Origin of the sequence: Klebsiella sp. S69 (assembly GCF_016516145.1) — a bacterium.
In the GTDB taxonomy this organism is placed as follows: Bacteria; Pseudomonadota; Gammaproteobacteria; order Enterobacterales; family Enterobacteriaceae; genus Klebsiella; species Klebsiella oxytoca.
Map to the genome: position 1 here is coordinate 140,219 of NZ_JACVUU010000009.1, position 18,547 is coordinate 158,765.

The 18,547-nt window shown below is 59.6% G+C and carries 17 protein-coding genes and 1 pseudogene; 6 read left to right on the top strand and 12 right to left on the bottom strand.

From position 1 onward, the window contains the following. Positions 1-30: 30 nt before the first annotated feature. Entirely contained in the window at positions 31-1,059 is a 1,029-nt protein-coding gene (gene mtnA, locus IAE27_RS11105) for an S-methyl-5-thioribose-1-phosphate isomerase (protein WP_200092418.1), read from the bottom strand. A 102-nt stretch (positions 1,060-1,161) separates the two neighbouring features. On the opposite strand from mtnA, the gene mtnK reads away from it, so the two are divergent. Continuing rightward, the gene (gene mtnK / locus IAE27_RS11110; RefSeq protein WP_154022733.1) at positions 1,162-2,361 is read left to right on the top strand and encodes an S-methyl-5-thioribose kinase; all 1,200 of its coding nucleotides are present in this window, start codon (positions 1,162-1,164) and stop codon (positions 2,359-2,361) included. Between the two features lie 227 nt (positions 2,362-2,588). Here the strand turns inward: mtnK and IAE27_RS11115 are convergent, their stop codons facing one another. The 4 genes from IAE27_RS11115 to IAE27_RS11130 form a co-directional block, all read right to left on the bottom strand. Continuing rightward, positions 2,589-3,830, bottom strand: a complete 1,242-nt coding sequence (locus IAE27_RS11115) for an LVIVD repeat-containing protein (RefSeq protein ID WP_004100095.1) — start codon at positions 3,828-3,830, stop codon at positions 2,589-2,591. Between the two features lie 75 nt (positions 3,831-3,905). Further along, positions 3,906-4,970 carry a sugar ABC transporter substrate-binding protein gene (locus tag IAE27_RS11120; protein WP_004100093.1) on the bottom strand — a complete coding sequence of 355 codons (1,065 nt, stop codon included), beginning with the start codon at positions 4,968-4,970 and terminating at the stop codon, positions 3,906-3,908. Between the two features lie 20 nt (positions 4,971-4,990). Then, on the bottom strand, positions 4,991-5,989 hold the full coding sequence (locus IAE27_RS11125) for an ABC transporter permease (RefSeq protein ID WP_004100091.1): 999 nt from the start codon (positions 5,987-5,989) through the stop codon (positions 4,991-4,993). Beyond that, on the bottom strand, positions 5,986-7,488 hold the full coding sequence (locus IAE27_RS11130) for a sugar ABC transporter ATP-binding protein (RefSeq protein WP_004100089.1): 1,503 nt from the start codon (positions 7,486-7,488) through the stop codon (positions 5,986-5,988). The genes IAE27_RS11125 and IAE27_RS11130 overlap by 4 nt, the downstream gene beginning before the upstream one ends. 160 nt (positions 7,489-7,648) lie before the next feature. Here IAE27_RS11130 and IAE27_RS11135 point away from each other — a divergent pair, with 160 nt between their 5' ends. From IAE27_RS11135 to IAE27_RS11140, 3 genes and pseudogenes are all read left to right on the top strand, one after another. Beyond that, positions 7,649-8,737, top strand: coding sequence for an oxidoreductase (locus IAE27_RS11135; protein ID WP_070557454.1), 1,089 nt, complete (start codon positions 7,649-7,651; stop codon positions 8,735-8,737). Positions 8,738-8,924: 187 nt separating this feature from the next. After that, positions 8,925-9,216: pseudogene (locus IAE27_RS29595) on the top strand (type II toxin-antitoxin system RelE family toxin). Then, complete coding sequence (locus IAE27_RS11140) at positions 9,197-9,601, top strand: helix-turn-helix domain-containing protein (RefSeq protein ID WP_004100084.1); 405 nt, start codon at positions 9,197-9,199, stop codon at positions 9,599-9,601. Before IAE27_RS29595 ends, IAE27_RS11140 begins: the two are co-directional and overlap by 20 nt. Here the strand turns inward: IAE27_RS11140 and IAE27_RS11145 are convergent. Both IAE27_RS11145 and cstA read right to left on the bottom strand, forming a co-directional pair. Next, complete coding sequence (locus IAE27_RS11145) at positions 9,598-9,795, bottom strand: YbdD/YjiX family protein (protein ID WP_004100083.1); 198 nt, start codon at positions 9,793-9,795, stop codon at positions 9,598-9,600. The two genes, IAE27_RS11140 and IAE27_RS11145, sit on opposite strands and share 4 nt — an antisense overlap. A gap of 55 nt (positions 9,796-9,850) precedes the next feature. Continuing rightward, on the bottom strand, positions 9,851-11,956 hold the full coding sequence (gene cstA / locus IAE27_RS11150; RefSeq protein WP_016809302.1) for a pyruvate/proton symporter CstA: 2,106 nt from the start codon (positions 11,954-11,956) through the stop codon (positions 9,851-9,853). A gap of 39 nt (positions 11,957-11,995) precedes the next feature. Between cstA and IAE27_RS11155 the strand changes: the two genes are divergently transcribed. Continuing rightward, positions 11,996-12,217, top strand: coding sequence for a hypothetical protein (locus IAE27_RS11155; protein ID WP_049594335.1), 222 nt, complete (start codon positions 11,996-11,998; stop codon positions 12,215-12,217). 103 nt (positions 12,218-12,320) lie between these two features. On the opposite strand, the gene entH is transcribed toward IAE27_RS11155, so the two are convergent. From entH to entC, 5 genes are read right to left on the bottom strand one after another with little or no spacing between them, the layout of a single operon-like run. After that, positions 12,321-12,734: a proofreading thioesterase EntH gene (entH, locus tag IAE27_RS11160; RefSeq protein WP_023329428.1), complete on the bottom strand. Its 414-nt coding sequence runs from the start codon at positions 12,732-12,734 to the stop codon at positions 12,321-12,323. Then, positions 12,735-13,490 (bottom strand): 2,3-dihydro-2,3-dihydroxybenzoate dehydrogenase EntA, encoded by a 756-nt coding sequence (gene entA, locus IAE27_RS11165; RefSeq protein ID WP_070557452.1) that lies wholly within the window; start codon positions 13,488-13,490, stop codon positions 12,735-12,737. After that, entirely contained in the window at positions 13,490-14,341 is an 852-nt protein-coding gene (gene entB / locus IAE27_RS11170) for an enterobactin biosynthesis bifunctional isochorismatase/aryl carrier protein EntB (protein WP_064345022.1), read from the bottom strand. Before entB ends, entA begins: the two co-directional genes overlap by 1 nt. A 13-nt stretch (positions 14,342-14,354) precedes the next feature. Beyond that, on the bottom strand, positions 14,355-15,962 hold the full coding sequence (entE, locus tag IAE27_RS11175) for a (2,3-dihydroxybenzoyl)adenylate synthase EntE (RefSeq protein ID WP_070557451.1): 1,608 nt from the start codon (positions 15,960-15,962) through the stop codon (positions 14,355-14,357). Between the two features lie 9 nt (positions 15,963-15,971). Beyond that, positions 15,972-17,147 carry an isochorismate synthase EntC gene (gene entC, locus IAE27_RS11180; protein ID WP_004100073.1) on the bottom strand — a complete coding sequence of 392 codons (1,176 nt, stop codon included), beginning with the start codon at positions 17,145-17,147 and terminating at the stop codon, positions 15,972-15,974. A 333-nt stretch (positions 17,148-17,480) separates the two neighbouring features. On the opposite strand from entC, the gene fepB reads away from it, so the two are divergent. Further along, positions 17,481-18,440: a Fe2+-enterobactin ABC transporter substrate-binding protein gene (gene fepB / locus IAE27_RS11185; RefSeq protein WP_023320536.1), complete on the top strand. Its 960-nt coding sequence runs from the start codon at positions 17,481-17,483 to the stop codon at positions 18,438-18,440. Positions 18,441-18,547: the final 107 nt, after the last annotated feature.

The following is an 18,547-nucleotide window of genomic DNA, read 5'->3' on the forward strand; positions in this document are numbered from 1 at the left end:
TTGGCGGTCGCTTCGCTTTTTGGCTCAGGTTCAGGCTTTTTCTGGTTTGAACGCCCCGGCGGCGACCTGCTCCGGGGTGACCACGCCGCTATCCAGCACCCAGCCGCTGACTAACGTTGCGGGCGTGACGTCGAACGCGGGATTGTAAACCGCAGCCTCTTTCGGCGCCCACTGCACCGCGCCAAAGCTGCCGGCGACGCCGGTGACTTCGGCGGCTGCCCGCTGCTCAATCGGGATCGCCGCGCCGTTCGGGCAATGGCGATCCAGGGTAGTTTGCGGCGCGGCTACGTAAAACGGGATCTGGTGATATTTTGCCAGAACCGCCAGCGAATAGGTGCCGATTTTATTGGCTACGTCGCCGTTGGCGGCAATACGGTCAGCGCCCACCCAAACCGCGTCGACCTTGCCCTGCGCCATCAGGCTGGCGGCCATCGAATCGGTAATCAGCCGATACGGCACCCCCAGCTCACCCAGCTCCCAGGCGGTCAGGCGTCCGCCCTGCAACAGAGGGCGCGTTTCATCCACCCAGACGTTTGCCACTTTCCCCTGCTGATGCGCCAGCGCAATCACTCCCAGCGCGGTGCCGACGCCCGCCGTCGCCAGGCCGCCGGTATTGCAGTGGGTCAACAGGCGGCTACCCGGCGTCACCAGCGCGCTGCCCGCCTCGGCGATGCTGGCGCAAAGCTGTTTATCCTCGGCGATCAGGCGCAGCGCTTCCGCTTCCAGCGCCTGCGGATAGTGCTCCTCCGCCAGCGCCAGCTTCATGCGATCCAGATTATTCATCAGGTTCACCGCCGTTGGACGCGCGGCGCGCAGCGTCTCCAGCGCCTCAGATAGCGCATCGCGGGTCAGACCGCGCCGCGCCAGCAGCGCCAGCAGCAGGCTGGCGGACAGGCCAATCAACGGCGCGCCGCGTACCCGCAGGGCGTGAATATGGTCCACCAGCAATTCGACGTTATCCGCCGCCAGCCAGCGTTTTTCCTGCGGTAAGGCCTGCTGGTCAAGAATAAAGAGCTGATTTTCGCTTACCCGCAGGCTGGTGCTCTGTAGTGTCTGCATTTAGTTAAATCCCTGTTGCGTTGTTGTATCACATTGTGTCAGGATGAAATCCAGAAGTATAGACGTCTGAACGGCTTAATCAGAATTTTGAGGATCGAGGCAATGTCGCAATACCATACTTTCACGGCCAGCGATGCGGTGGCTTACGCCCAACAATTTGGCGGTATCGATAATCCGACAGAACTGGTGTCCGCGCAGGAAGTGGGCGATGGCAACCTCAACCTGGTGTTTAAAATTTTTGATACCGAGGGCGTGAGCCGGATTATCGTTAAGCAGGCGCTGCCCTACGTGCGCTGCGTAGGAGAGTCCTGGCCGCTGACCCTTGACCGCGCGCGCCTTGAGGCGCAAACCCTGATGGCTCACCATCAGCACTGCCCGCAGCACACGGTGCGGATTGTGCATTTCGATCCCGAGCTGGCGGTGATGGTGATGGAAGATCTTTCCGATCACCGCATCTGGCGCGGCGAGCTGATTAACAACGTTTACTACCCGCGCGCCGCCAGCCAGCTGGGGGAATACCTGGCCCAGGCGCTGTTCCACACCAGCGACTTTTATCTGCATCCTCACGAGAAAAAGGCCCAGGTGGCGCAATTTATCAACCCCGAGATGTGCGAAATTACCGAGGATCTGTTCTTTAACGATCCGTATCAGGTTCATGAGCGCAACAGCTATCCATCAGCGCTGGAAACCGACGTCGCCGCCCTGCGAGAAGATGCCCAGCTGAAGCTGGCGGTGGCCGCGCTCAAGCACCGGTTCTTCTCCCATGCCGAAGCGTTACTGCATGGCGATATTCATAGCGGCTCAATTTTCGTCGCCGAAGGCAGCTTTAAGGCCATCGACGCCGAGTTCGGTTTTTTCGGCCCGATTGGCTTCGATATCGGCACCGCCATCGGCAACCTGTTGCTCAACTACTGCGGCCTGCCGGGGCATCTGGGCATTCGCGATGCCGCCGCCGCTCGCGAACAGCGCCTCAACGATATACAACAGTTCTGGACCACCTTTGCCGAGCGTTTCCAGGCGCTGACGGCGGAGAAATCCCGCGACGTGGCGCTGGCCTGCCCCGGCTATGCCTCCGCGTTTCTGAAAAAAGTGTGGGCCGACGCGGTCGGCTTCTGCGGCACCGAGCTGATTCGCCGCAGCGTCGGGCTATCACACGTGGCGGATATCGACGCTATCCCGGACGAAGCCATGCGTCATGAATGCCTGCGCCACGCCATCACCCTGGGTAAAGCGCTGATTGTGATTGCCGATCGCATCGACAGCGTGGATGAGCTGATTGCGCGAATTCGCCAGTACGGTTGAATCTCCGTCCAGCCTTTCCCGGCTCGCGCTGCGCTTAGCCGGGCTACGAGTGCACCGCCGTCTGTGGGCCGGTAGCCCGGACAGGCGCGTCAGGCGCCGCCTCCGGGTATTGGCCTCTTTCCCCGGAGGCGATGCTTCGCATCTGTCCGGGCTACGGGGGCACCACCGTCTGTAGCCCGGTTAAGGCGTTTGCGCCGCGACCCGGGAAGGCAACAACCCACCATCCCCTACCCCAAATACTCAATCACCGACAGCCCGCCGTTATAGTCGGTGCTGTAGATTATTCCCTGAGCGTCGACGAACACATCGCAGGACTGGATCACCCGCGGACGACCGGGGCGGGTATCCATCATTTTCGCCGGCGCGGCGGGCACCAGCGCCCCGGTTTCCACCGGCCGATAAGGGTTGGAAATATCGTAAGCGCGAACGCCCGCGTTCTGATAGGTGGCGAAAATCAGCGTTGAGCTGACAAAGCTGCCGGGGCGATTCTCATGCAGGTTATGTGGACCGAAGTGCGCACCTTTCGCCACGTAATCAGCTTCATCCGGCTGCGGGAAAGTGGCGATACTCACCGGATTCGTCGGCTCGCGAATGTCGAACAGCCAGATCAGCTTCTCCCCATCCTGCTGGTTATCCAGTACCGCCTCATCAAGCACCACCAGCAGATCCCGGTCCGGGAGCGGCAGCGCGGTGTGGGTACCGCCGCCAAACGGCGGGCTCCAGTTACGGTGGCTGATTAGCTTCGGCTGAGAGCGATCCTGCACATCGAGCAGGGTCAGGCCGCCGTCGCGCCAGCTGCCGTAGGCGGTGTCGCCGGCGATAATCGCGTGATGCAGGGCATAGCGCTTACCTTCCGGCCACTGCGCGGTCTCCCCCGCCGCCTGGTTCATCCCCGGCAGCCACCAGCGCCCGGCAACTTCCGGCTTACGCGGATCGGCCAGGTCGATAGTCAGGAAAATATAGTCGCTAAAGCCGTCAATCAGCGCGGAAACGTAGGCCCAGCGCCCGCCGACGTACCAGATTCGGTGAATACCGATGCCGTTAAGCGACAGAAAGGCGATCTCTTGCGGTTTATCCGGGGTGGAAATATCAAAAATCCGCAGCCCGGCGCTCCAGCCCTTCTCCCGTACGTCGCTAACCGTCTCGCCCACCGAACGGGTGTAATAAACCTTCTCGTCGGCGAAGCGGGCATCGGCGAACAGATCCCGGGCGTTGATCACCAGCAGCAGATCGTCGTGCGCCTGTAAATGGACGTTCCAGGTACCGGGTGGCGCGGCGATGTAATTGACCGTTCGCGGATTTTTCGCGTCACGTACGTCCACTACGGAAAAGCCCTGCGATACCATATGGCCAATATAGGCATAACCACGATGTACCATCAGCTGGACGCCGTCCGGGCGTCCTCCCTGATCGCTATGTCCAATCAGCCGCATATTGCGGCTGTATTCCGGGCGCGGTAATTCAGCCACATAACCTCCTGTTGCCGGGCAGCGCTGGTTCCCCTCTACCGCTGGCAGAGGATACCTGACAGCCGCCGGACGCTATTATTTGTTTTTCGCTTCGAGAGTGGCAAACCACGGGGCGATAAAGTCTTCAGTCTGGCCCCAGCCTGGAATAATTTTACCCAGCGAAGCGACGTTGACCGCTCCCGGCTGCGCCGCCAGCAGCGCCTGCGGAATCGCCGCCGCTTTAAAGTCGTAGGTTGCGGGGGTTGGTTCGCCGGCAATCTTATTGGCGATCAGACGCACGTTAGTGGCGCCGATAAGTTTCGGATCCACCGCTACGCTCACCTTCCACGGACTGCCGGATTCGCGCATCAGCTGCAGATCCTGGTTAGAAATATCGATGCTGTAGAGTTTGATCTCGCTGCGACCGTTCTCTTTCAGCGCTTTATAAGCGCCCTGGCTGAACGCGTCCCAGGTTCCCCAGATAGCATCAATTTTACCTTTCGGGTATTTCGCTAAGATCGCCCCAACCTTGTTGGCCGTATCGCCCTGCACATCGGATGAGACGGCGCCGATCGATTCCAGCTCTTTGATGCCGGGATTTTGTTTAAGCAGCGTCTGATAAGCCGCCTGGCGACGCTCCATCGGCGGGAAACCCGCGACCCACAGTTTGACGATATTGGCTTTGCCGTTGAAATCTTTCACCAGTTGGCCAAAGGAGAGCTCGGTCAGGGAAGCGTCATCCTGCTGGGTGACGGTGACGCCCGGGATCTGACCGTTTACCGCGGTATCGAAGACCGAGACTTTGATCCCGGCGTCCACCGCTTTTTTCACCAGCGCGGTGGCGTAGGGATCGCGTCCCTGAGAAAGAATAATGCCGTCGTATTTCTGGCTAATCGCCTGGTTAACGAAGTCCTGGAATTTGGCGTCATCACCGTTGCTGAGAAAGGTGCTGATTTTAAAGCCGAGCTTTTTGCCCTCCTGGACCGCTCCGGAGACAAACTGGGTGGTGTTATCGTCGGAGCCCAGGTTGCGGATCACCGCAATGCGAATCGGCCCGCTATGGTCGGCGATCGCTGTCGGAAGCGGCGCCGGGGTTTCAGCAAAAGCTGCCGTCGCGTTAAACAATCCCAGCGCGATGAGTGAAAGCGTTATCTTTTTCATAGTGTTTACCCTGTAAAATTTTAGGTACGGCGCTGAAAATAGGTCAGTGCGAGCGCGCCAGCCAGCACCAGCCCTTTAATAATGTCCATCGCGTAATAGGGAACCGAGAGCATCACCAGTCCATTGGAGAGCACGCCTAAAATGACCGCCCCCACCAGCGTACCGAGCGCGTTCGGCTTACCGGAACCGGCCAGCGAGAAGCCAATCCACGCCGCCGCCACCGCATCCATCAGATAGCCGCCGCCGGCGTTCACCTGCGATGAGCCGATGCGCGACGCCAGCAGAATGCCGCCGAGCCCCGCCAGCAGGGAGGCGATCACGTAAGCGGCGACTTTGTACCGGGTGATCCGCAGACCCGAGAGGCGCGCCGCTTCCGGATTGCCGCCGATGGCGTACATCCGCCGGCCGTGAGTGGTCAAGGAGAGCGCCAGCTGGGCGACAACGGTCACCACCAGCATAATGATGACTATCGTCGGTACCTGTCCGAGCGAACCAAACGCCGCCGGAATCGCGCCTTCCGCCATATCGCCGCTCGGCAGCACCATATTTTCGGTGATCGAACCGCCGTAGCTGTAAGTCATCGCCACGCCCTGAATCACGAACAGGCTGGCAAGCGTCGCCAGCATGTCGGGTATACGCAGGATCACGATCAGAAACGCGTTGAACAGCCCCACTAAGGTACAGAGCGCGAGGGTGACAAGAATTGCCTCGGTGGTGCCGAAGCCGTGCCAGACAAACAGCGAAATCACCAGCGCATTGGCCAGCGAGGCGGTGGAGCCTACGGACAAATCGAAGCCGCCGATGGTCAGGGATATCGATACGCCGATAGCGATCACCGTCACGATGGCGATAGATCGCAGGATATTGATGATGTTAAACGGGTCGAGGAAGTTGTCCGATGCCAGACCAAAAACGGCGATCAGCAGGACGACGGTCAGCAACATGCCCCATTTGTAGAGAAAATCGAAAAATCGCTGACGGCCAGAAACCGCCGCGTTAACTGCCAGGGCTTTACTCACGCTGCTGCTCCTCCGGTGGAGTAATAAAGAATGTTTTCTTCCCGGGCCTCCGCGCCCGCAATTTCCGCCACGATGCGTCCGTCCCACAGCACGCAGATGCGATCGCACAGGCCGACCAGCTCGGCGAATTCGCCCGAGGCGTAAATCACCCCTTTGCCTTCCCGCGCCAGGCCGTCGATCACATTGAATAAATCCGTTTTGGCTTTGACGTCGACCCCTTTGGTCGGCTCATCGAAAATCAGGACGTTGGCGTTGCCGCGCAGCCATTTGCCAATCGCTACCTTTTGCTGATTACCGCCGGAGAGCCGGCGCAGGCTCTGCGCCGGGCCTGAAGTCCGAATGCCTACACGGGCAATCACCTCTTCCGCCCAGCGCCAGGCCTGACGATGACCAAACAGGCTCCAGCGGGAGAAGCTGCTATCGGCGCTGACCGCCAGATTCATCGCCACCGGCTCCTCGATAAAAATGCCCTCCTTGCGCCGCTCTTCCGGCACCAGCGCCAGGCCGCGCGCTACCGAGTCCGCCGGGTCGCGCGGTCGCCACGGCTGGCTATTCAGTTCGCCGCGCGTCAAACGACTTTTGCTGGCGCCAAACAGCGCCTTGCACAGTTCGGTTTTGCCGGCGCCCGCCAGTCCGGCGATCCCCAGAATCTCTCCCTTGCGCAAACGCAGGGAGATATCCTGCAATAACCCTTCGTCGTGCAGCCCTTCCACCTGTAGCAGCACCTCATCGCTATGGGGCGGCCGCTTCGGCGGGAAGATATCGCTCAGCTCATGACCGAGCATTCTCTCGACGATCTGTTCGCCGCTGAGATCGGCCATCGGCCCGCTCTCAATCAGTCGGCCGTCGCGCAGCACCGTCAGGGTGTCGCAAACGGCTTTTAATTCATGAATGCGGTGCGAGATGAACACAATGCCAAGGCCCTGCTGTTGCAGGCGGCGAACCACCGCAAACAGGCGCTCGCTTTCGTTTTGGTCCAGCGGCGCGGTTGGCTCATCGAGGATAAGAAAGCGGCAGTGATGCGACAGGGCGCGAGCCAGCAGTATTTGCTGTTTTTCCGCCAGCGTGCAGCTGTCGATGGAGCGGCGCACATCGAGGCTGACGTCAAGCTGAGCCAGCGCCTCGCGCGCCAGCTGGCGCAGCCGTCCCCAGCGGAAGGCGAGCCCCGGTTCCGCCAGCCTGTCGAGCATGATATTTTCCGCGATGCTCAGGCCCGGAACCAGCGCCACGTCTACCTCCTGCTGCACCAGATGAATCCCCAGCTGTTTAGCATCGCGCGGCGAGCGAATGCTCACCGGCTGGTTGTTAATCACCACCTCGCCTTCGTAATGGGCGTGGGTGCCGCACAGCACCGCCATTAGCGTGGACTTGCCTGCGCCGTTAGCGCCGGTCAGCGCATGCACCGAGCCCCCTTGCAGGGTAAAAGCGACGTTGCTGAGCGCCCGAAAGCCGGAAAAGGCCAGGCTAATATTTTGCATCTCAAGGCGATTGCCGGTCATCCCCTGCACCCTGTCGATTAATCTTCTGATTTAACGAATTTTTCATAGCTGCCCTTGACTGACAAATGCATAAAAGGCATAAGATAAAGCGAAATAATATTAGCCATCTGGATGTCCAGACATAACATCGGGTTAGCGAAACAGAACAAGGACAGCATGAATGAGTCATAGCGATATCCGCGTGGTCCCCGGCCCCGCCAACTACTATTCCCATCCCGGCAGCCTTGCCCGGCTGCAGGATTTTTATAGCGAAGAACAGCTTTCACGCGCGGTGTGGGTTTACGGCGAGCGGGCTATCGCAGGCGCCCAGGCTTTTTTGCCGGCAGCGTTTAACGCTCCCGGAGCCAAAAAAATCCTCTTTAAAGGCCACTGTAGCGAAAGCGATGTCAGCGAGCTGGCCCGCGCGTCCGGCGACGATCGGTCGGTGGTGATTGGCGTAGGCGGCGGCGCGCTGCTGGATACCGCGAAGGCGCTGGCCCGACGCCTCGGCCTGCCGGTGGTGGCTATCCCCACCATCGCCGCCACCTGCGCGGCCTGGACGCCGCTGTCGGTGTGGTATAACGATGCCGGTCAGGCGCTGCAGTTTGAAATCTTCGACGATGCCAACTTTCTGGTACTGGTGGAGCCGCGCATTATTCTTAACGCGCCGGCGGAATATCTGCTGGCGGGCATCGGCGATACGCTGGCGAAATGGTATGAAGCGGTAGTGCTGGCCCCGCAGCCGGAGACGCTGCCGCTCACCGTGCGCCTTGGCATCAACGGCGCGCTGGCCATCCGCGATGTACTGCTGGAAAGCAGCGAAACCGCGCTGGCCGACCAGCAACACGGCGAGCTAACCCAGGCTTTCCGCGACGTCGTGGATGCGATCATCGCCGGCGGCGGTATGGTCGGCGGGCTCGGCGAGCGCTATACCCGCGTCGCCGCCGCCCATGCGGTGCATAACGGGCTGACGGTACTGCCGCAGACCGAGAAGTATCTTCACGGGACCAAAGTCGCCTACGGTATTCTGGTCCAGAGCGCCCTGCTCGGCCAGGACGACGTGCTGGCGCAGCTGGTGCAGGCGTATCAGCGCTTTAATCTGCCAACCACCCTGGCGGCGCTGGAGGTGGATATCAATAACCGCGAACAGCTGAATAAGGTGATTGCCCATACCCTGCGCCCGGTGGAGTCTATCCATTTTCTGCCGGTTGAACTGAACGGAGAAACCCTGCGCGCCGCGTTTGAAAAAGTCGAACGTTTCGCCGGTTAACCCCTCCGTTTTATTCGCCTCTGCCGCCCGGCGGAGGCGCTTTCGAGCCGCCTCGCAAAGCCGATTTTTCTGCCTTCGCCAGATGACGATTCTGCGTTAGGGTACCCTCATAAGAAAATAGCAAATTTATCTTATAAACTTATTATTTTCTTATATTCAACTGAGGTGTACAGTGGAGGTACATAGCATGCTCATCTGGTCAAAAGTGGCAAAAAAGGAACTGGCAAATATCGATTATCGCTATCAGCAGAGAATCAAAAGCAGGCTAGCTGATTTAGGTGACCGTACGGCTCCTCGGCCCGATGTCAGAAATTATCTAAACCAGAGAATCATTACCGTCTTCGGGTAGGGGATTAGCGGATCATTTTCACACGTCAGGGGCTGACGCTGAACGACCTGTTTATCGTATCCGTTAAGCGCAGAACCTCACAACCTATTTGCATGAGGAGAATTTGCCATATGGCTGTTCAGATAATTAAGGATGATGAAGGGAAAGCGCAGTACGCGGTGATCCCCTACGACGAATACTTCCAGATGTGTTTGCAGCTAGCCGAGCTGGATGATGAAACGGAAGCCGATCTTGAAGATATTCCGGTAGAACACGATATCTACGACAACGTGATGCTGCCGGGTGACGTCTGCGACATCATGGATAAAGAGAAAGTCAGCCTGCAGGCGGCCTGGCGCATTCTGCGCGGCCTGTCGCAGCAGGAGGTGGCCAATAAGCTCGGGATTAGCCAGTCTGCGGTTTCCCAGCTAGAAGCTATCGACTCCCGCCCGCAAAAGCGCACTCGCGAAAAGCTGGCGGCCATTTACGGTTGTACGCAGGAGCAGATCAGCCTGTATCTGCCGAAAGAGGGTTAACAGCACTTCGCGCCGCCTTTACCGCCGTAGCGTGCGTCCTGACGTTCGCGGAAAAACTCTTCGTAGGTCATCGGCGTTTGCTCGGGGTGGGTCACGCGGATGTGCTCCACGTAGTTGTCGTAATCCGGGACGCCGATCATCATCTTCGCCGCCTGGCCCAGATATTTTCCTGCTTTCGAAAGGGTATCAAACATTTCCAACTCCGCTAACCGCCCTCCTTCTCATGAAGGAGGGCAATAAAATGACGCTTTAATGGGCGCGTTTCGCCTGAGTGACCAGGCTTTCAGCATCAGCTGGCATCGCCTGGTAAGGGGTCTCTTTCGCCGTCGGTTTGTCCTCTTTCAACGCCGCCAGCGCGGTCTTAATTGAGAACAGCGCCAGAACCACCACCACCACCATGAAGAAGATGGTCAGCCCGGCATCCAGACGGTTGTTAAACACCAGTTGCGCCAGCTGCGACTCGGTGTACTGCGGCGGAATATTGCCGCTGTCAATCATCGCCTGGAACTTGTTGGCAATCGCCAGGAAGCCCACTTTGGTATCGGTGCTGAACGACTTCTGCCAGCCCGCGGTCAGGGTACAGATCAGCAGCCAGGAGGTTGGCAGCAGTGCGACCCAGGCATAACGCTGGCGCTTCATCTTAAACAGTACCACCGCGCAGAGCATCAGCGCCATCCCTGCCAGCATCTGGTTGGCAATACCAAACAGCGGCCAGAGGGTGTTGATGCCGCCAAGTGGGTCAACTACACCCTGATGCAGGAAGTAGCCCCAGGCCAGCACGCACAGCGCGGTCGCAAGAAGGTTCGCCGGCAGGGAGCTGGTTTGCTTGAGCCCCGGGCTGATCACCCCAAGCAGATCCTGCAGCATAAAGCGCGCCGCCCGCGTGCCGGCATCCACCGCGGTCAGGATAAACAGCGCCTCAAACAGAATCGCGAAGTGGTACCAGAAAGAGACGTCCATCAGGCCGCCCAGCGAACCGTGGAGGATATAGGCCATGCCCACCGCCAGCGTCGGCGCGCCGCCCGCGCGTGAAATAATCGACTGTTCCCCTACCTCATTGGCGATCTGATTGAGCGTATCCGGGGTGACGGTAAAGCCCCAGCTACTCACCACCTGCGCCGCCGACGCCACCACATCGCTCACGCCCGCCGGAGCCAGCACCGCCATTGGGCTGTTCATCGCGAAGTAGACGCCCGGGTCGATAATACAGGCCGCCACCAGCGCCATGATCGCTACGAAGGACTCCATCAGCATGCCGCCGTAGCCGATAAAACACGCCTGGCCTTCGTTGGCCAGCATTTTCGGGGTGGTGCCGGAAGCGATCAGGGCATGGAAGCCGGAAACCGCGCCGCAGGCGATGGTGATAAACAAGAACGGGAACAGGCTGCCGCTCCATACCGGCCCGGTGCCATCGATAAATTTGGTCAGCGCCGGCATCGTCAGCGTCGGACGCATGATCAGAATCCCAATCGCCAGACCGACGATGGTGCCGATTTTCAGGAAAGTAGAGAGGTAGTCGCGAGGCGCCAGCAGCAGCCAGACCGGCAGTACGGCGGCGATAAACCCGTAGCCCACCAGAATCCAGGTAAGCTGTACGCCGGTGTAATCAAACCACGGCGCCCAGGTCGGGCTTTCCGCCACCCAGCCGCCGGAGATGATGGCGAACACCAGCATCACCAGACCAATCACCGACACTTCGCCAATGCGCCCGGGGCGCAGATAGCGAATATAAATGCCCATGAATATCGCCAGCGGGATGGTGAAGGCCACGGTGTAGGTGCCCCACGGGCTGTGGGTCAGCGCTTTCACCACGATCATCGCCAGCACCGCAAGGATAATAACCATGATCATAAAGCAGGCCACTAGCGCCAGCACCCCGGCGGTCGGGCCCATCTCCTCTTTCACCAGCTCGCCGAGCGAACGTCCGTCGCGACGGGTTGAGACGAACAGCACCATAAAGTCCTGTACCGCCCCGGCCAGCACCACGCCCGCCAGGATCCAGATCATTCCCGGCAGATAGCCCATTTGCGCCGCCAGCACCGGGCCAACCAGCGGCCCTGCGCCGGCAATAGCGGCAAAATGGTGGCCGAACAGCACTTTCTTATCGGTCGGAACGTAGTCAAGGCCGTCGTTGTGACGCACCGCCGGAGTCATGCGCGTCGGGTCAACCGCCAGCACGTTTTTGGCGATATACAGGCCGTAGAAGCGATAGGCGATCAGATAGACGCAGACTGCCGCGACGACAATCCATAGCGCGTTAATCTGCTCACCCCGGTTTAGCGCGATATAGCCCAGGGCAAAGGCTCCGATAACGGAGAGCAGTGTCCAGATGAGGTATTTCCCTGAATTATTCATCATTGTGTTCCACAGGTAGGGTAATCAGGATGTTACAATTTGTTTCTAGAACACAATACGAGTTTTAACAACTCTGAAACGTTGCAGATGTCGCCTGACGGCAAGGATTTATCTCACATTGCAAGCGAGATCACTTCTGGCAGGAAAATGGATGAAAACGGGGAGGGATATTCTGTAACTGCATCGCAGGTTGTTTCCCCGGAGGCGGCGCTTGACGCGCCTGTCCGGGCTACCGGCCCGCAGACGACGGTGAACCCGTAGCCCGGTCAGCGCAGCGCCACCGGGAAGAAGCCGCACCGATGTATTCATCGCGGCGCATCCCCGGGTTGCGGCGTAAACGCCTGACCCGGGAACAGGCTATGCCTCAGCCGAGGACCGCCGTGCCCAGACGGCAGGTGCAGCAGCGCCGTCCTCGCTCGTCGAATATCGCAATTTCCCAGCTCTGGCCCTGACGTCCGAGATGCAGCGCCCGGCATTCGCCGCGGACTTTACCGCTGGAGACCGCCCGGTGATGGGTGGCGTTGAGCTCGGTCCCCACCACGCACTGTCCCTCTGCGGTCATCAACCATCCGGCCATCGAGCCGAGGGTTTCCGCCAGCGCCGCGGAGGCCCCGCCGTGCAGCAGGCCAAACGGCTGATGCGTTCGCGCGTCGACCGGCATTTCCGCCTCCAGCACGCCCTCCTCAAGGCGGGTATAGACGATGCCCAGATGGGCCACCATCGTATTGCTGCTGGTGGCGTTAAGCTCATCCAGCGTCAGCTGACGTTTCCAGGCCATTTATGCCCCCAGCGTCGAGCCGCCGTCCACCACGATATCCTGCAGCGTGATATGGCTGGCGTGAGCGGAGGCGAGGAACAGAATGGTATTGGCAATCTCCTGCGGGCGGGCGATTTTACCCAGCGGAATCCCCAGCTTAAACTGCTCGCCGAAGCCGCGAATGCGCTGCTGCTCTGCATCATCGCTCACCCACAGCGTCCGCTGCATATCGGTGTCGGTAGAACCAGGAGAAACCAGATTACAGCGTACGCCGCTGCCCGCCAGCTCCAGGCCGACGGTCAGCGCCAGGCTCTTTAGCGCCGCCTTTGATGCGCCGTAGGCGCTCATGCCGATGCGCGGGGTATGCGCAGCGTCGGACGCCACGGTCACAATCGCCCCGCCTTTCTGGCGGCGGAACTGCGCCATCGTCTGCTGGAACAGGTTAAACGCCCCGCCAACGTTGACGGCAAAGGTCTGCTGCCAGTCTTCAAGGCTCAGCGCATCGGTCGCCCCCATCCGCAAAATACCGGCCGCATTAATCAACACATCCAGCCGATCGATCCCTGCCAGCAGGCGGCCGCATACCCGCGCCACCTGCTGCGCGTCGGCGACGTTCAGCGTCTCGGTGGCAAACGGATAGCTTTCACCGTCGAACGCCAGATCAAAACCGGTTACCTGCGCGCCGGCCTCAACGAACGCCAGCGCGGTAGCGTAGCCGATCCCCTTACCCGCGCCGGTGATCCACACGGTCTGGCCGTGAAAATCGAGCCCGTTCATTATTTCACCTCGCGAGAAAGCAGCGCCCACCAGGCATCGATGGTCGGTTTTTTCGCCAGCACCACGAAGTCAATATCGCCGTGCACTTTACGCCAGCGCGCGGCGAGCGCCATCATGCGTACCGAATCCAGGCCGTAGTCGATCAGATTTTCGTCATCCATCGGCTCATCGGATTCATCGAGCAGCGGCAGCACCAGCGCGCGCAGCGCCGCTTTCGATGCAGGCAGCGGCAGCAGCTCTTCCGTCATCACCACGCGACCGGAGCGACCCGCCACGTAGTTGAGCGCCATCAGATGCTCCTCGCGGCTGAAATCAGCCAGCGCATCGGCAACGAAAAATGGCTTAATATCGCGCATAAACGCGTCAGTCGCGGTGGTCATGCAGCCGATATGGGCGTACACGCCGGTGATAATCAGCTGATCGCGCCCCGCCTCTTTCAGTATCTCCTCCAGCGGCGAGCGGTGAAACGCGCTGTAGCGCCACTTCACCAGTACGGTATCGTTGTCGTCCGGCGCAAGCGCGGCAATAACCTGCTGCTGTTCCGGAGACCGGGTCAGACCCGGCCCCCACATGTCGTTCAGCAGCGCGCGGTCTTCATCGCTCTGCTCTTTCGGCTGAGCGGTGTAAAAAACCGGAATATTATTCTGTTTGCAGAACTCGCGCAGAGCGGCGATGTTGGCCACCACTTTCTCCATCATCGCGCTGTTTTCGCCCCAGAAATTAAGGAAATACTCCTGCATATCGTGGATCAGCAGCGCGGCACGGGACGGCTCAAATGCCCAGTTCACTTTGTTCGCCGGGATATCGCTGGCTTCCGGCAGCGCGTAAGCCTGTAATTCAGGGATTGCCATTCTGTCTTCTCCTTCAGCCCAGCTTGCGTTCAGCCAGCCACTGACGTAATTGTTTTTTATCGACTTTGCCCACCGGCGTCAGCGGCAGCGCATCAACGCACTCCACGCGGTCCGGCAGTTTAAATTCTGCGACCCCTTGTTCCCGCAGGAAGCGGCGTACCGCCACCGCGCGCAGAGGTTCTTTTACCACCAGATATGCGCAGCTCTTTTCTCCCAGCAGGCTATCTTCCATGCTGACCAGCGCGACGTGGATCACCGCCGGATGGCGCAGCAGCAGGTTTTCGATCTCTTCCGCCGCGATCTTCTCCCCGCCGCGGTTGATCTGATCTTTTTCCCGTCCCTGCACGGTGATATAGCCGTCTTCATCGATCGAGATCAGATCGCCAGAACAGTAGAAACCGTCGGCATCAAAGGCTTCGGCATTATGCTGCGGACTCTTGTAATAGCCGCGGAAGGTGTAAGGACCACGGGTCATCAGCCGTCCGACTTCGCCCCGCGGCAGCGGATTGCCCTGCGCATCGGCCACCCACACTTCATCGTCCGGACACATTGGGCAACCCTGAGTATTGATAATGCGCTCGGGGCTATCGTTGAGGCGGGTATAGTTCACCAGCCCCTCCGCCATGCCGAAGACCTGCTGAAGCTGACAGCCGATTTCCGCCGGAATACGCGCCGCGAGCGTCGCGGACAGGCGCGCCCCGCCAACCTGCAGCAGCCGCAGCGATTGCAGGCGGGCGTTGCTGCCGGAATCATGGATCTCCTGCAGCCACAGGCTGACCGCAGGCGGAACCAGCGAGGTCAGGTTAATCTGGTGTTTTTCAATCAGCGGGAAGCAGAGTGTGGCGCTCGGATCGTGCGCCAGTACCACCACGCCGCCGGCGAGGAAGACGCCTAATGAACCAGGCGAACTCATCGCGTAGTTATGGGCGGCGGGAAGCGCGTTCAGGTAGCGCGTTTCGGCGCTCACGCCGCACAGCTCGTTGCTGCGGCGAATGCTGTAGTCGTAGTCGTTATGGGTACGCGGGATGAGCTTCGGCGTACCGGTGCTGCCGCCGGAAAGCTGGAAAAAGGCCACTTCGTCGGCAGGCGTTGGTCCGGCAATGAAATTATCGCCAGGCCGCTCAATGGCTGCCGTCAGGCTCCGTTCGCCGCTGTCGTTGAGCAGCAGAGCCACGCGTATCGACGGATGCTGGCTGACAAAATCATTCAGAAATTCGTCATCGGCAAACAGCGCGTGTTCGCGATCGGCAATCAGCAAGGCGGGTTCAATCTGGGCGGCGTAGGCGTTGAGCTCGCTACGCTGATGGCTGAACAGCGCATTCACCGGCGCCACGCCGATCCGCAGCAGCGCGAAAAACGTCAGATAAAATTCCGCGACGTTGCCCAGCTGCACCAGCGCCGTTTCGCCGCGCTTCAGGCCCTGACGCTGCAGCGAGGAGGCGAGATTATCAACCAGGCGGTTGAACTCACGATAACTGTAGCGTTTGTCGCCGTCGATAATGGCGGGAGCATCGTTTTCGGCATGACGGGTAATCAGGTTAGTCAGCGGCAGATCCTGCCAGTAACCTTTTTGCCGATAGCGGGCCGCGAACGCTTCCGGCCAGCGGGTAAATTCGATCATCATAGTCCCTTATTGCAAGCCGAATACGTTCAGCATGGTGGTCAGTTTGACGCCGGTTTCGCGCCACTCGCCTAGCGGCGAAGAGGCCGGGACGATCCCTGCGCCTGCAAACAGCCGCAGCGTGCGTTGATGCAGGCGCGCGCAGCGGATGGTGACCACCCACTCGCCGTTGCCTTCATCATCGCACCAGCCGACGATACCGCCGAACAGCTGGCGATCGAACGGCTCCAGTTCGTTAATCAGGCGTTTTGCCGCCTGATGCGGGAAGCCGCTCAGCGCCGGGGTGGGATGCAGCAGACAGGCCAGCGACATGGCATTCTCGTTTGCCAGCGCGGCGCCCTGAATCTGCGTCGCCAGATGCCACAGGGTCGGCGTGGTGATCAGCTGCGGAGAATCCGGCAGGCTTAGCTCGCTGCTGCGCGGTGCCAGTACGGCCTTCATCGCCTGGGTCACCAGCTCATGTTCATGGCGGTCTTTTTCCGACGCCAGCAGCTTGTGCCCCGCTTCGCGGTCCAGCACATCGTCCGGCTGACGGCGGGCCGAACCGGCCAACGGCAGAGAGTAAAAATGCGCCCCTTCTTTACGTAACAGTAGCTCCGGGCTAGCGCCCAGCAGCACGCCGCCGTCCGAAAGCGGCACGTGGAAGTTATAGCTGGCGGGGTTCTGGGCAATCAGGCGCTCCAGCAGCGCACCGCTATCAACCCGCTCACGGGTGGTGATATCAATCAGGCGCGACAGGACCACTTTGTCCACTTCCGGCGTCGCGGTCAGGGCCGCCGCGCGCGTCACCATCGCCATGAAGGTGTCCTGTTCGGGGATCTCCCGGCGCTGAATCACGTCCATGGGCTGCAGCCCCGACGCATAGCGCGCGGAGTGCTGCTTTTCTGGTCGGGAGAAGGTTTCCCAGCTTGTGGGTATAAACAGCTCGGACGGCTCGCTGGTATCAAACGGAATGGCGCCGACCATTATCGGCTTAGCGATCCCGGCAGCCCGCGCCGCTGTAAAGGCGGCGGCCATTTTGTGCTGGAATTCCCCATCCAGATTTTCGCCATCGGCGGCAGGATGAGAAAACCGACTAAAGCAGCCAGCGGTGGTGAAACTGCGGTACGGCGACATAAAGAAGAAGCTTTCCGGCGGCAGAGTCATTTTTTTCTCCCGTACTTCCTCAGCCAAAGACGTTTCCATATCATCCTCCAAAAAAACGATAAAGATATTACGAATAATTATCATTTATATTTTGGTTGGGTAACCTAAAAGGTATTGCGCGCTATGTCAACCGTACAGGTAGCATGTTGTGCGACTTAGGCTTGCATCCACGCGGCGCAAAGCTGAAAATGAGAAGCATTCATCACAGATTGCCGGTCACGTGCGTTTTTCCGGGAGCGCTTCGCCTGATGATGTTATGACGTTTACAGGCCGGGTAAGGCGCAAGCCTCCTCCCGGCAGAAAGGCGGGCATCGTCGCTGGCAAAGATCTGTTTTCAGCTCATTTATCACCACTTAATCAGGATGCGAATACGTGAATTTCTCCACCTTTTGCCGCCGTACCCTCCTCGCCAGCGGTCTGGCGATTTTAGGAATTAGCTCAGCGCTGGCGGCAGACTGGCCGCGGCAGATAACCGACAGCCGGGGAACGCACACGCTGGAAAGCCAGCCCCTGCGAATTGTTTCCACCAGCGTGACGCTGACCGGCTCACTACTGGCGATTGACGCGCCGGTAGTCGCCAGCGGCGCCACGACGCCGAACAACCGCGTCGCCGACGGTCAGGGATTTTTACGTCAGTGGAGCGATGTGGCGAAAGCGCGGAAGCTGTCGCGCCTCTACATTGGCGAACCGAGCGCTGAGGCCGTCGCTGCGCAAATGCCGGATCTGATTCTGATTAGCGCCACCGGCGGCGATTCGGCGTTGACGCTCTACGACCAGCTTTCCACCATCGCCCCAACGCTTGTCATTAACTACGATGACAAAAGCTGGCAGGCCCTGCTGACCCAACTGGGGACGATCACCGGCCATGAAAAACAGGCGGCAGAGCGAATTGCGGAATTTGATACTAAGCTGGCGGCGCTGAAAGAGAAGATGAAGCTGCCGCCGCAGCCGGTCACCGCGCTGGTCTACACCGCCGCGGCCCATAGCGCCAATATCTGGACGAAAGAGTCCGCTCAGGGGCAGATGCTTCAACAGCTGGGCTTTACCCTTGCCGATCTGCCCGCCGGTCTGCATGCCAGCCAGAGTCAGGGGAAACGTCATGATATCGTGCAGCTGGGCGGTGAAAATTTAGCCGCCGGACTTAACGGTCAGAGCCTGTTCCTGTTCGCTGGCGACCAAAAAGACGCCGATGCGATTTACGCCAACCCGCTGCTGTCGCATCTGCCCGCAGTCGAAGGTAAACGCGTTTATCCGCTGGGAACGGAAACCTTTCGCCTGGATTATTACAGCGCCGTACTGGTGCTGCAGCGCTTAGCCGCGCTCTTTGCTTAAAGCTCTTCTCCCGGCGCGGGTCGCCGGGATCTCATCGCGCATCACTCCTCACATCATCTCTTTGTTATAAAAGCTTATTTTCCCTCACTGAACCTCATCAGTCTCAT